The following is a 13,152-nucleotide window of genomic DNA, read 5'->3' on the forward strand; positions in this document are numbered from 1 at the left end:
TTTAGTGCGCAAAATATATCACATTTTTAATGAATAAAATAATTAGCGTTGGTTTTGGGATATAAATTAGAAAACATCCAGAACGGCATTTAAAAGCTGTTGGGTATAAATCTCTTTAGGACTCTTAAAAATCATTTCACAACTTCCAAACTCAACCCCTACCCCATCTTTCATGACTAATACTTCATCAGCAATATAGGAAACTACTCCCATGTTATGGGTAATGAATAAATAAGATATGCCAGTTTCCTGTTGTAAGTCCTTTAGCAAGTTAAGAATTTGCGCCTGAACAGAAACATCAAGAGCGCTTGTTGGTTCATCACAAATTAAAACATCCGGTTCTGTAGCCAAAGCCCGGGCGATACAAATCCTTTGTCTCTGACCACCTGAAAATTGATGGGGATAACGATGCAAGCTGCTGACAGGCAAGTTCACCTGATTTAACAATTCTCTTTGTCTTGAGCTGATTATTGATTGTTTCATTCCTTGGGCATGCATGCCCTCAGCAATTATTTCACCTATAGTCATCCGCGGATTCATCGAAGAAAAAGGGTCCTGGAAAATGATTTGTACTTTCTTCCTGTATTCCCTTAATGAACGCCCTTTGAGGGTCAGCACATTTTGATTTTTATAAAGTACTTCGCCTCCAGAAACAGGTAATAAACGCAATAAAGCACGGCTCGTCGTTGTTTTACCGCATCCAGATTCACCTACCAAGGCTAACGTTTTTCCTTGTTTTAAATGAAATGAAAGCCCATCAACTGCCTTAAATAAAATTTTATGGCGGCTAAATATCCCTTTTGTCTGGACAAAATCAACGGATAAATTGTCTACAGAGAGTATTGTTTTTACTTCGGTTGCGCTTTCATTCCAACATACTTTATTTTTTTGCAAAGGCGGTAATTCTTCGAATTCAGGATACAAATGACAGCGTACTAATTGTCCTTTTTGTTCTTGTAATTGCGGCGCCTCTGTTGAACATCGAGCAAATGCATAAATGCAGCGCGGATGAAAACGGCAACCGGCCGGCATTTCCTCCAAGGCCGGCACAAATCCCCGAATGACCGACAGGCGTTCTTCCCGTTTTGCCATAGAAGGTATTGAAGCCAACAATTGCTGCACATAAGGATGTTGCTTCTTACGCGAGAAAAATTCATCTACAGAGGATTGGGCTACCACCTGCCCTGCATACATGACACAAACACGAGTAGCCATGGCCCTCAGTACTCCAAGGTCATGAGTGATCAGCAATAAGCTCATCTGATGTGATTTTTGCACTTTTTTCAATAGGGAAAGGATTTGGGCCTGAATGGTCACATCCAAAGCAGTTGTGGGTTCATCCGCGATTAAGATATCAGGCTTGCATGCTAACGCCATAGCGATTACTACCCGTTGTTTTTGTCCGCCAGACAATTGATGCGGGTATTGATGAATTTTAATTTCCGGCTGAGGCATTTCTACCTCGTAAAGCGAGGCCAACAATGCTTGCTGTAATTCCTGCGCAGTAAATGAATTGCATCTCAGCAAAGCTTCCGCCAATTGCTCACCTATGGTCATTACCGGATTAAGTGCTGTCATTGGCTCTTGAAAAATCATGGAGATTTTACGTCCCCTTAGCTGCCGCATCACCTGTTCTGGTAAATCGAGAATATCTTGTCCATCCATATGGATTGAACTGTTTAGGCCATAAACACCTGCTCCAGGCAACAAACGCATCAATGCAAGGGAAGTAAGCGATTTCCCACATCCTGATTCCCCTAGTAAAACCAGTGTTTCACCAGGATGCAAATTAAAACTGAGCTCATCCAAAGCTGAGACCGTTTTGTGGTGATCTTGAAAAGCTACAGATAATTGATGAATTTCAGCACTTGTTTCTTGCATGTCTTTTCTGTTTCATCCGGGTTAGGTAACGCATCAACCAGGAACAAAATATTCCTCATCCTTGCCGGACTGCAAACACCCTCAAAATCCAGGCACCAATGACCCTGTCCTGATTTGTTCCCGCTTGCGGAAAAGGGGATCTTTATAATAGATTTACAAAAGGAATATTCGTCTTTCATCCTACTGTAGCATAATATATGGTAAAATAAACCTAACTTTTATTTGAGAAATACCCATGTCTGAAAACTATACTGCCCAAGCAATCGAAGTCTTAAGCGGCCTCGAACCTGTTCAACGGCGTCCCGGCATGTATACCGATACAGCACGCCCCAACCATTTAGCGCAAGAAGTAATCGATAACAGTGTTGATGAGGTATTGGCAGGCTTTGCAAGCCACATTCGTGTAACGCTGCACGAAGACGGTTCTATTGAAGTAGAAGATGATGGCCGCGGTATGCCTGTAGACCTACACCCGCAATTAGGGTTGAGCGGTGTTGAAGTCATTATGACGCGCCTGCATGCCGGGGGTAAATTTTCTGATAAAAATTACAGTTTTTCAGGCGGATTACATGGGGTGGGAGTCTCTGTAGTTAATGCCCTTTCCGAACGGCTTGATGTCACCATCAAACGCAACGGGATTGTATATCAAATGTCTTTTGCTAACGGCGACAAGTTGTGTGAATTAAACGAAGCTGGCGTTACAAAAAAAAGGGATACCGGGACGATCATTCGTTTTTGGCCCAATCCCAAGTATTTCGATACCACGCGTATCTCAGTAAAACATTTAACTCATGTGCTTAGGGCAAAAGCAGTACTGTGTACGGGCTTGTCCATGACGTTTATCAATAAAGCAAGCAATGAAGAAATGCATTGGTGTTATGAGCAGGGACTCATCGATTATTTAAATCAATCCTTACCTGATGGGGACTACCTGCCCGAAGAACCATTTACAGGCGAATTCAAAAGTGATGAAGCAACCGTTGACTGGGCATTGGTTTGGTCAGGAGGCGGAAGCAGCGGTTTTAGTGAAAGTTATGTGAATTTAATTCCCACCATTCAGGGCGGTACCCATGTCAATGGCTTGCGTTCCGGTTTATTTGATGCAATGGCCGAGTTTTGTGAATTAAGAAATCTATTACCCCGAGGAATAAAGCTGACCGCTGACGATCTGTGGGAACCCTGCCAATATGTATTATCCGTTAAAATGAAGGAACCGCAATTTGCAGGCCAAACCAAAGAGCGCTTAAGTTCCCGGCAAATTTCTGCTTTTGTCAGCAATGTGGTTAAAGATGCTTTTGCCCTCTGGCTCAATCAGCATCGCAACCAGGGGGAAGCTATTGCCTCTTTGGCAATTGAACGCGCCCAAAAACGTTTACGGCAAGCCAAGCAAGTAGCACGCAAACGAGTAAGCCAAGGCCCAGCCCTTCCTGGCAAGCTGGCTGATTGTTTGCTTACCGATCTCAGTCAGGCTGAACTATTTTTAGTCGAAGGGGATTCCGCAGGAGGTTCTGCAAAACAAGCCCGTAATAAAGATTTTCAAGCAATTTTGCCTTTACGTGGAAAGATTCTTAATTCCTGGGAAGTGGATTCAGCCCACGTTTTAGCATCGCAGGAAATTCATGATATCTCCGTAGCTATTGGTGTGGATCCTGGCTCATCAGACCTGAGCGGCCTTCGCTATGGTAAATTATGTATTCTCGCAGATGCAGACTCCGATGGGGCCCATATTGCCACCTTGATTTGTGCTTTGTTTTTACGTCATTTTAAACCGCTGGTCCAGGCAGGCCACGTATTTGTTGCCATGCCCCCTCTTTATCGAATCGATGCGGGTAAAGAAGTTTATTATGCATTGGATGATGAAGAGAAAAATCGAATCCTCAACCACCTGGCTCAAACATCCCGAGCTAAAATCAATGTCCAGCGTTTCAAGGGATTAGGCGAAATGAATCCCATTCAATTACGTGAAACAACGATGGATCCCAATACCAGGCGCCTGGTGCAATTAACTCTGGATGATGAGCAGGGGGCTGAAGCAATTATGGACATGATGTTAAATAAAAAACGAGCTGGCGATAGAAAAGTCTGGCTGGAGACCAAAGGCAACCTGGCCGAAATTTGATTGATTTCATACAAACTCAATCCTTTCTGTAAACCTGGGTTGCCTAAACCCGGTTCTCCCAATACCAATGCCGTTTAATCCGCAGCATCCAGATGCACTTTACCACTTCAATAAAGGAATCACATTGGTATAATCATCTGTCCACAAAAATTGTTGGTCGCCTCCCTCAAAACGCCAATTGCGAGCGTTCATAAGTTGAAAAGCAAGATTTTCATTATAGGTCAAAAAAGCCCACTCCGAGTCAAATTGGCCTAGCGAGGGAATCCCTTTATTATTTGCGTAAAATACCATAAATTCCAAGGATCGGGCGGCAGCATTTATCACCGGCAATAATTGCAAGTGCCGATTACTTAAATTAATCAGGATACCGCCCTCTTTAATAATTTTTTGCCTGTACAAGGTAAATGCTTCCAGTGTTAATAAATGCACCGGGATGGCATCCGAATTAAAAGCATCTATCAGAAGCAGAGTTTGCGAGTGATCAGGTAATTGTTCTACCGCCAAGCGTCCATCATTTTTTATAATGCTCACATGTGCGGGGCAATCGCGAAGATATGTGAATAATTGTGTTTTTTTTGCCAGTTCAATCACCTGATCATCAGTTTCTATTATTTTAATCTGATCCTCCCTTCTGAATTGACAAATCGCCGTACCGATACCCAAGCCAATGATGGTAACGGACAAAGAGTTCCATTTCTGTTGCATGGCATTAATGACGGGATTAATGGCCCCATAATAAGAGCTCAACCCGTCAGGTTTTTTCTCATTCATAGCCTGTAACCCATGCACTGTTGATTGGTTAATCAGGGCATGGACCCCTTCTTTGGCAATTACCTTTTTTACGCCGTAAAAATTACGTTCCTGCACTAAAACCGTATCATCTTGTAATAAGGGTGAAAAAATAAAACCAAATAATAGGAACAAAGAACAAATTAAACTGGTTCTATCTTTCTGTGAAATTACAAGAAAAATTAATGCTAAAAGGGCGCAAACCTGAAAAGATGAAAAACCTCCTGGCCAGCGGACATTGAGAATAAAGTAATGTGACAGCAGAAGGATCAGAACCACCCCGGGAATCCACCACCTGCGTTTTCTTGTCAAATTTGGCAAAGCAAACAAGCTGAGCAGAAGTGCTAGAGGATACTCATAAACCTGATTAAATAAGTGCGGGGCTAAAATTCCATTGAATACCCCCGCTAATACCCCACCCAAAGCAAGGCAAAAATAAAATAAGGTAAGTAATTGGGGTTTGGGTCTATGCAAAAATAATTGGCCATGACAAAGTAGAGATAAGATGAAAAAATTCACTAAATGAAACACAATACTTTGCCAGGCTTTTATTTGACTCGCATGTAAAATAAATCCAATTATTGGAAAGATCAGAAAGAAAATACTGTTTCGTGCTATCCATGTGAATGAAATCAGCGGTTTGCTTGTAAAAATAAGGACAAAAGTTAGCAAATACAAAGCTAAAGGCATTACCCAAAATAAAGGTGTTGCCGCAATATCTGTAGTGATATAGAGGGTCACCCCCAGCATAAGACTGCAAGGAATAAAACTAAAAAAAATCCAGTAGAAGATACTTGGCCAAGGCCAATCTTTAATGCTTGAATTTGGTTTTTCCTGAGGTTGATAACGCTGGGCATAGAAAACAATAAACAAAAGAACCACATAGAATATATAACCTATGCTCCATAAGTAATACTGACTTGCCAAACCAACAAAACGTTCGAGCAACCAAGGATAAAGTAATAAAGACAAAAGACTGCCCAAATTAGAGGCAGAATACAAAAAATAAGGATCTGCCGCGCCCTTTTCCCTGGTCTGGCTGTATGCAAATTGTAGCAAAGGGGCCGAGGCACTGATCACAATCAGGGGCATTCCTACTTGGCTTAGCAACCCCCATAAAATACTCCATTCAGGAGAACTATTGAGAATCACGGGGCGAAACAAAAGAGGCAAAGCGGCCAAACTATAAATAACGAGTAAACTATGTGTCAAACGCCAGACAATAGGTTTAATAAAGAAACTAAGCACTGCCGCATATCCATAAGCCACCAGCAGTATTATTTGAAAGAAAAGCATACATACAATCCAAACTGCTGGTGTGCCGCCATAAACAGGTAACAAAGATTTCGCCACCATGGGCTGGATACTGAATAAAAGAATGGCACTTAAGAACAAACAGATTGGAAATAAAAAACGCACAAAGCATCCTTGGCAAAAATCCACTCTCAGGAAAATCATTGTAAAGCGCCCCATGCTGTGATTCAACTTTTTATCGGTGAAGTTTTTGTCTTTAAAAAAGGGAGGACAAGGGATATATTTATCATTATCTTAATTTTCAGGAGTAACTATGGATGGTTTTCCTCAAGACAATTTTCCTGATGTAGGTGCAAGCAAATATGACCACGTAAGAAGTTCCCTACACACTGGGGATCTTTTATTTGCTTCCGGAAACTCTTTGATGTCGGCAATGATAAAAGGGGCGACAAATAGTGTATGGAGTCATATAGCCTTTATTGTAAGACTGGAAAACATTGATCGAATCATGGTTATGGAAAGCGTCGAAACTATTGGCGTACGCACCGTTCCTCTAAGTAATTATGTCCGTAACTACAATGGACGCGGGCAAGGATATCCCGGAAGATTATTGATAGCACGTTATCAGGGCTTTCCTACAGACTCTTTTGCAAATTTATCCAAACAAGCTGTTGATTTACTGGGTTATCCCTATAATACCGAGGAAATACTTAAAATTGCAGCACGAATAGGCATGAACGCTTTTGGGTTTGACAACGCCAGTCCCGAGGTTTCTTCCACCCATGCATTTATTTGTTCTGAATATGTATCCATCTGTTACAAGTCTGTTGGAATTACTATCGATTATAATAGTCAAGGATTTATTGCCCCGGCAGATTTTGCCCGTTCGCCTAAGGTAATCCCCATGTCCTATATTGATACAGAATGAGGAGAAAAACATCCTTCATATTATTTATTACTCCAATAATTATGAGTTGTCGCAATTTTTATCCTTTAAGGAAGCAAGATAAAGGGTTTCAATTTCCTTTCTTGCCCATGGTGTTTTGCGCAGGAATTTAAGGCTTGATTTGATACTAGGGTTGGAAGAAAAGCAGTTAACTTTGACTCTTTGCGCCAGGCCTTCCCAGCCATAACAAATCAACAAACTATTCAAGATAGCCTCTAGGGTAATGCCGTGCAGTGGATCATTAGAAGTTCTGTCCATCAACTATACCTTTTTTTGGTGCATATTGGGTTGTTTAGTCTAGACCTCGCTAAACTCTTTATCATAATAATATAATATGACCATTAAAATTGCTCAGAGTTTTATTTATGAATTACAGTTTTGAGTCAGAGAGTACGATGAATCAGACTTTTCAGATTTAACCTCTCCCTACTTCGATAATTGGTTTTCGGATAATCAGACTTATTAAATTGAGCCTACCAATCCCCATATTTTGTCTACGATTAATGAACTCCAATTTTTTGTGCTTATCTATGGGGAGCAGTAAATTTCCCTAAAGAATGGACTGTTTTTTTCACATCAGCAAAGGCATCGTGTAAAGGGTTTATAACTAAATTAAGTTCCTCTGGGACCATAATTGAAGGAATGGCCATTGCTAAATATTCACGAAGACCTAGTGGTTCGCGCCAACAAACAAATTTCTAGGGCCGCTCCTGGGTAACTCCCAAAATCAGTTTTGGGATGATTCACCAATTTTTTTAAAGTCTTTTTCATCAAAAATTGCTGAGGCAAATTGATAATATTTAAATTCCAGCAAATTATTACTGGGATCTTTTAAAAAAAAGGAACGATGTTCAATACGAGTCCCCTCAAATCTGATTTTCAATGGAATCTCCAAAGAAATCCCTGTCCTTCTAATTTGTTCCAAAAAGACATCGAACTCATGTCGTTCCAAAAAAATCAAACCAAAATGCCTGGGATAAATACCGTCCTGAAGGGGTGTAGGAAATTCCACTTTATGAGCCACAATTTGATGAGTGCCGAATTTAAAAATTACTGCCTGCCTCGACTCACGGCCCAATTCAAATCCCAATTTATGCTGATAAAAATCTTTCGCCAGCGCAAGATCATGTACCGGGAATGCAAGGTGAAATAAAGTATTCATAAGGTCATTTTTTCCAACTCGTTTAGAATAATTCCCTCACTCTCCCTATAATTTTTAGAGAAGAGGTCTAATCTTATAGTGATAAATAATATATTAATTAATAAATAAGTATGTAAGAATACTTACCTTAATTTTACTCAATTACAAAAATCAAATGCATTTGAACACTATTTTTGATTATATACTTCATATTGATGTTTATTTAAATACCCTCGTTTCCACGTACGGATTTTGGACCTATTTTCTCTTGTTTGCAGTCATTTTCTGTGAAACCGGATTTGTTGTAACCCCATTTTTACCTGGAGATTCCTTACTTTTTGCTGCCGGCAGCATTGCAGCACAACCCGGACATCCCTTACAGTTTTCTATCTTATTCTTGCTGCTATTTATTGCTTCTGTGTTAGGAAATCAAATCAATTTTCTAGCAGGTCGGTTGCTTGGTCCTCGGGTGTTCACTGCCGATAAGTCCTGGCTGCTTAATAAAAAGCACTTGCAGGAAACCCATGCGTTTTATGAAAAACATGGGGGCAAAACGATAATCTTTGCCCGTTTTCTTCCTATTGTCCGCACTTTTGCTCCTTTTGTTGCCGGGATAGGAGCGATGCAACTAATGCATTTTTCACTGTACAATTTAATTAGTGCCCTATTATGGATTGCCAGCCTGATAAGTTTAGGTTACTTCCTGGGATCAATTCCCCTGGTAAAAGAAAACTTCTCTATAGTAATTTACGGGATTATTTTTATTTCTATTTTGCCCCCCATCCTCACCTTGATGAGTCGCAAAAAAACCTGATCAAAGGAAATGAATGACTCGATTATTTGAATAAGGGAACTGTCACTTGAGGTACAAGCAATTACGCTCAGCTTTATAAATAACGGAGCCAAAAAATTTTGGCTCCCTTAGCATCTAGTTTGCGATCTTTAATTCCGATAACATACCCTTCTGAATCCACCCCTTCAGATAAGAAGCGGCACTCATACCTACCTCTTCAGGTTTTATCCATTGGCAGAGCCCTTCACACAGCGCTCCAAAGGATAATCCTTGAGACAATCCCTCCAAAAGCCAATTCTCTTCCTGAGTCATACTGTAAAAACGAAGAATGTATTCGGATGTCCGCCATAAAACCCAGGATGCAGGTTCAGTATTTTGTTGCAATTCAGGCAACTCGTGATCGTCGGTTAAGGCTTGCCAAAGGGGAATTGCATTCCAAAAATAATGGATTCGTTGCAATGAAGGATGGAGGGTAAATTTTAAATTTGCCCATGACTCAGGGGGGACAACTGCCATATCTTCAATTTGCACCCGTGGCGCATCAGCCGCATCAAAAGCAAAATTCATTTTCCACTCAAAATCTGCAAGCTCAGCTAAATACGGATATTGTGGATAATTATGCTTGATGAAATCAGATAATAAATCGCCAAACCACCGAATGGATCGATAAGAAGAAGGATGGGCATCGATATAATAAGCTGCAAGCTTGTTAAACTCTTCTGTTCCCAAATAAGCATACAAAGCGGGAAAATTAGTACTCAAGCTTTCAATAAGCCTGAGTTTGTAAGCATCACGATAAATGCCTAAACGGGTTTCCACAGAGACTGCTTCTGTTTGCACTATAGCATCATGAATACCGCTTTGACTGGATAATAAAAACTTTTGAAACTGTTCTTGCAACTGTAACAATTCGTTCATACAGCCACCTCTTCTACCAAAATAGATTCCGCAATTCGTCTTGCATGGTTGATTTCCGCAAGCAACTCAGCAAAAGGAGGCATATTGTCATCCCGCTCAATCATCGTTGATATTGGCCCCAGTCTTTGTAAGGTAGCTGCATACAGATCCCAGACGGGTTTAATAACTGGCGCATCATGCGTATCGATAATGTAGTCCCCATGATTCGAATGGCCTGCCAAATGGATCTGGGCAATGCGTTCCGAAGGCATGGCAAGAATGTAATCCATGGGATTAAATTGATGATTAACAGAACTCACATAGATATTATTAACGTCTAATAATATATAACACCCTGCTTGGCGTACAATTTCGAGAATAAATTCCCATTCCGACATTTCAGATTGTTTGTAGGTAAGGTAACTGGATACGTTTTCAATTAAAATAGGGCGCCCAAGAAAATCCTGTACCTGATGAATGCGAGAAACAATATGGTTTACTGCCTCTTGCGTATAGGGAATAGGCAATAAATCATGAGCGTTGACTCCATTAACACCCGTCCAGCACAGATGATCAGAGATCCAGACGGGATCGACGCGTATCATGAGTTCTTTCAGTTGTTTTAGATATTCTCTATTCAAAGGGTCAGAACTGCCTAAAGAGAGAGAAACACCATGCATCACCATAGGATAGTGAGCTCGTATTTGATCCAGATAATAAAGTGGTTTTCCACCTGGAACCATATAATTTTCAGTCAGGATCTCAAACCAGTCCAAATCAGGTTTTTGTTCGAGGATTTCTTCGTAATAATCAGGCCGTAACCCCAGTCCAAATCCCAAAAAAGGCATTTTTCGGGTCACTTCATGTATTGGGCTATCCATATATCAATCCGGGAAAAAATGTGAAGCCAGACATGCGATGCATGTCTGGTGTAAAGCGATATTCAATTGCAATTATTGAACAACAGTACCACCAGCTTTTTGACAATCTTCTTTAGTCATTTCAGCCATACCCTTGCCTTTGCAAGAATTTTGACCTTTACAAGCGTTATCAGCAGTTTTGCAAGCACCTTGACCTTTACAAGCATTTCCACCTTGACATTTAACCATGCCAGAAGAAGCCTCGTCTGCAGCAAAAGCAGGAGCAATCGCAAACATTGAAGCAGCACCGATTGCAAGAGCAACGCCTGTTAATTGTAATTTATTCATTTACTTAATTCCTTTTAGAGTTAGTTAAATAAGCGATAGGCTAAATATACATTTAGCCAATTGCATTTTAGAAACTATCATTTAATTTTGTCAAGTTACCTTTGAAAAATAATGATTTTCATCAATTCCTATACCCAGGGAATTAATCGGGGTCTGCCAGCAAGAAATTAAGGTCTCATCCTGCTGAAAAATAATTTAACAGTTATCTGGAGCAAGGCCTATTTAAGCCAAAGAATGTCTATACTAAAAATAATTATTGAATAAAGATACGATATGTTCCAGTCGTTGTTTACATCAAAAGAGATTTTCGACTTTATTAAACAGCATGAACCTTTCAGTTTAATGAGCGACGCTTGTCTTTTAAAACTGTCTCGTGTTTTGGAAATAGAATCCCGGCCAGGCGATACCCTTTTGATCAAAAAGGGCGAATTGATGAATGATCTTTATATTCTTATAAAAGGCCGCCTCTATTATCAAATAACAGATAATGAAGAGAATGTGACTTTTCAAGGTGAGTTACAGGAAGGATCAATAATTGGAGAAATGGCCCTTTTGTCCGATTTACCTCGTTCGGCGAATGTATACACGTTACGTGACAGCATTATTCTAAAATTATCAAAAAAAAATTTTTTGAAATTATGCAAAAGCTATCCTGAGTTATTGAATAAAATTACTCAATTTACAATTAAACGATTAACCAATTCGCTGCAAGGAATTCATACTGCCCCCTTGCGTAATAAATCAGTTGCCTTAATTCCTATAAGGCCAATGCCTGATTTGGAATTTCAATTGCAAGAAATGATCTTTCGCTTCTCTTATGGGGAAAAAATTTTTTTACTTACCAGCAGTTTCCTGAAAAAAAAGAAAAATCTCCTGGATGCAAATGGAAATATGAGTAATGAAGGAATTTTATGGATTAATCAGCTGGAACATGAATATTCCTTTATTTTTTATCTTACCGATGAAACGTTGACCCACTGGACTAAATTTTGCATCCGTCAAGCAGATTCGCTCTCTTTCCTCGCGCTCGCTGGCAGATATGATGTGGACTTATCGGAAGTTGAATTCCATGTAAACAGGCAACATAATTTTGTAAAACGAAGCGTGTTATTGCTTCTTCATGATTCAGACAAACCTCCTCAAAATACCCAAACCTGGTTGGAAAAAAGAACTGTTAATGCCCATTTCCACATTCAAATGAATACTGAGGCAGGTGTTTCACGTATGATGCGAGTCTTAACCGACAACACAATTTCTTTGGTACTTAGCGGTGGAGGTGCCAGAAGCCTTGCTCATATAGGGGTTTATCGTTTGTTGGAAGAACGGGGGATTCCCGTAGACTATGTCGCCGGAACGAGTATGGGGGCTATTCTTGCTGCCGCTTTTGCTATGGGATATTCTTCGAGTGAGCTGTTGAAATTGGTGGAAAACTATTTAATTAAAGGTTCCAGAATTGATTTTACCTTTCCTTATATTTCTATTGCTACAGGAAGAAGAGCAACAGACAGCCTTATCGACCTTTATGGTGAGAACAGTAAAATTGAAGACTTATGGCTTAACTATTTTTGTGTATCCACCGATTTGGTGAGCAAGAATTTATATGTCCATGACCGCGGACTATTGTGGGAATCAATTCGTTCCAGTATCTCGCTCCCCTTTATCTATCCACCGGTTTCTTTTAATGACAAACTGCTTATTGACGGCGGCGTACTCAATAACATTCCCACTGACGTTATGAGGCAGCATTCCCACAGCAGTAAAATAATTGCCTCTAATATCAACAACAACTCACTTTTTAAATTGAGTCCTTTACCCTATTCACTTTCTGGTTGGAAATTGCTTTACAATAAATTCATGGGAAAAGAGGCCATGTTTCCTATTAACCTGGGGGAGTTGGTTTTGCGGCTGTTAACAATCAGCTCGCATCAAAATACCGCAAAAATGATGGCGATGGCAGACTATGGCATTACTTTAAAAGTAGACAAATACAGAATTCTGGATTTTAAAAAATTTAAAGAAATTATCGAAACAGGATATCAACAAGCAAAAGAACAGCTGCCATCACAAAATCTAGCGGAGATGTTAAAGGGCAAATCTCCTGCTAATGGACAACGAATAATTTAA

The 13,152-nt window shown here is 40.1% G+C and carries 11 protein-coding genes; 4 read left to right on the forward strand and 7 right to left on the reverse strand.

All coding sequences use genetic code 11. The features are described from left to right. Positions 1–66 precede the first annotated feature (66 nt). The gene (locus KYQ_RS08415; RefSeq protein ID WP_019349859.1) at positions 67–1,881 is read right to left on the reverse strand and encodes an ABC transporter ATP-binding protein; all 1,815 of its coding nucleotides are present in this window, start codon (positions 1,879–1,881) and stop codon (positions 67–69) included. A 235-nt stretch (positions 1,882–2,116) separates the two neighbouring features. Here KYQ_RS08415 and parE point away from each other — a divergent pair, with 235 nt between their 5' ends. Then, on the forward strand, positions 2,117–4,000 hold the full coding sequence (gene parE / locus KYQ_RS08420; RefSeq protein ID WP_010653012.1) for a DNA topoisomerase IV subunit B: 1,884 nt from the start codon (positions 2,117–2,119) through the stop codon (positions 3,998–4,000). A gap of 99 nt (positions 4,001–4,099) precedes the next feature. On the opposite strand, the gene KYQ_RS08425 is transcribed toward parE, so the two are convergent. Continuing rightward, positions 4,100–6,247, reverse strand: coding sequence for a fused MFS/spermidine synthase (locus KYQ_RS08425; protein WP_019349860.1), 2,148 nt, complete (start codon positions 6,245–6,247; stop codon positions 4,100–4,102). Between the two features lie 109 nt (positions 6,248–6,356). Between KYQ_RS08425 and KYQ_RS08430 the strand changes: the two genes are divergently transcribed. Further along, positions 6,357–6,971 (forward strand): YiiX/YebB-like N1pC/P60 family cysteine hydrolase, encoded by a 615-nt coding sequence (locus KYQ_RS08430; protein ID WP_010653010.1) that lies wholly within the window; start codon positions 6,357–6,359, stop codon positions 6,969–6,971. A gap of 39 nt (positions 6,972–7,010) precedes the next feature. On the opposite strand, the gene KYQ_RS08435 is transcribed toward KYQ_RS08430, so the two are convergent. Both KYQ_RS08435 and KYQ_RS08445 read right to left on the reverse strand, forming a co-directional pair. Beyond that, positions 7,011–7,247 (reverse strand): VF530 family protein, encoded by a 237-nt coding sequence (locus KYQ_RS08435; protein ID WP_010653009.1) that lies wholly within the window; start codon positions 7,245–7,247, stop codon positions 7,011–7,013. 469 nt (positions 7,248–7,716) lie between these two features. Further along, on the reverse strand, positions 7,717–8,151 hold the full coding sequence (locus KYQ_RS08445) for a VOC family protein (RefSeq protein WP_010653007.1): 435 nt from the start codon (positions 8,149–8,151) through the stop codon (positions 7,717–7,719). 154 nt (positions 8,152–8,305) lie between these two features. On the opposite strand from KYQ_RS08445, the gene KYQ_RS08450 reads away from it, so the two are divergent. Beyond that, positions 8,306–8,944 (forward strand): DedA family protein, encoded by a 639-nt coding sequence (locus KYQ_RS08450; protein WP_010653006.1) that lies wholly within the window; start codon positions 8,306–8,308, stop codon positions 8,942–8,944. Between the two features lie 114 nt (positions 8,945–9,058). Here the strand turns inward: KYQ_RS08450 and KYQ_RS08455 are convergent, their stop codons facing one another. From KYQ_RS08455 to bufA2, 3 genes are all read right to left on the reverse strand, one after another. After that, entirely contained in the window at positions 9,059–9,841 is a 783-nt protein-coding gene (locus KYQ_RS08455; RefSeq protein WP_019349861.1) for an HvfC/BufC N-terminal domain-containing protein, read from the reverse strand. Next, positions 9,838–10,701 (reverse strand): MNIO family bufferin maturase, encoded by an 864-nt coding sequence (gene bufB / locus KYQ_RS08460; RefSeq protein WP_010653004.1) that lies wholly within the window; start codon positions 10,699–10,701, stop codon positions 9,838–9,840. Before bufB ends, KYQ_RS08455 begins: the two co-directional genes overlap by 4 nt. A 72-nt stretch (positions 10,702–10,773) precedes the next feature. Next, positions 10,774–11,028 (reverse strand): BufA2 family periplasmic bufferin-type metallophore, encoded by a 255-nt coding sequence (gene bufA2 / locus KYQ_RS08465; RefSeq protein WP_010653003.1) that lies wholly within the window; start codon positions 11,026–11,028, stop codon positions 10,774–10,776. A gap of 273 nt (positions 11,029–11,301) precedes the next feature. Here bufA2 and KYQ_RS08470 point away from each other — a divergent pair, with 273 nt between their 5' ends. Continuing rightward, complete coding sequence (locus KYQ_RS08470; protein ID WP_019349862.1) at positions 11,302–13,152, forward strand: cyclic nucleotide-binding and patatin-like phospholipase domain-containing protein; 1,851 nt, start codon at positions 11,302–11,304, stop codon at positions 13,150–13,152.

This window comes from Fluoribacter dumoffii NY 23 (assembly GCF_000236165.1).
In the GTDB taxonomy this organism is placed as follows: Bacteria; Pseudomonadota; Gammaproteobacteria; order Legionellales; family Legionellaceae; genus Legionella; species Legionella dumoffii.

Bases quoted from the DNA above. Each gene is read 5' to 3' on its own strand.
- KYQ_RS08470 (WP_019349862.1), top strand. From the start codon at position 11,302: ATGTTCCAGTCGTTGTTTACATCAAAAGAGATTTTCGACTTTATTAAA.
- parE (WP_010653012.1), top strand. From the start codon at position 2,117: ATGTCTGAAAACTATACTGCCCAAGCAATCGAAGTCTTAAGCGGCCTC.
- KYQ_RS08435 (WP_010653009.1), bottom strand. From the start codon at position 7,247: ATGGACAGAACTTCTAATGATCCACTGCACGGCATTACCCTAGAGGCT.
- KYQ_RS08430 (WP_010653010.1), top strand. From the start codon at position 6,357: ATGGATGGTTTTCCTCAAGACAATTTTCCTGATGTAGGTGCAAGCAAA.
- KYQ_RS08445 (WP_010653007.1), bottom strand. From the start codon at position 8,151: ATGAATACTTTATTTCACCTTGCATTCCCGGTACATGATCTTGCGCTG.
- KYQ_RS08415 (WP_019349859.1), bottom strand. From the start codon at position 1,881: ATGCAAGAAACAAGTGCTGAAATTCATCAATTATCTGTAGCTTTTCAA.
- KYQ_RS08455 (WP_019349861.1), bottom strand. From the start codon at position 9,841: ATGAACGAATTGTTACAGTTGCAAGAACAGTTTCAAAAGTTTTTATTA.
- KYQ_RS08450 (WP_010653006.1), top strand. From the start codon at position 8,306: ATGCATTTGAACACTATTTTTGATTATATACTTCATATTGATGTTTAT.
- bufB (WP_010653004.1), bottom strand. From the start codon at position 10,701: ATGGATAGCCCAATACATGAAGTGACCCGAAAAATGCCTTTTTTGGGA.
- bufA2 (WP_010653003.1), bottom strand. From the start codon at position 11,028: ATGAATAAATTACAATTAACAGGCGTTGCTCTTGCAATCGGTGCTGCT.
- KYQ_RS08425 (WP_019349860.1), bottom strand. From the start codon at position 6,247: ATGATTTTCCTGAGAGTGGATTTTTGCCAAGGATGCTTTGTGCGTTTT.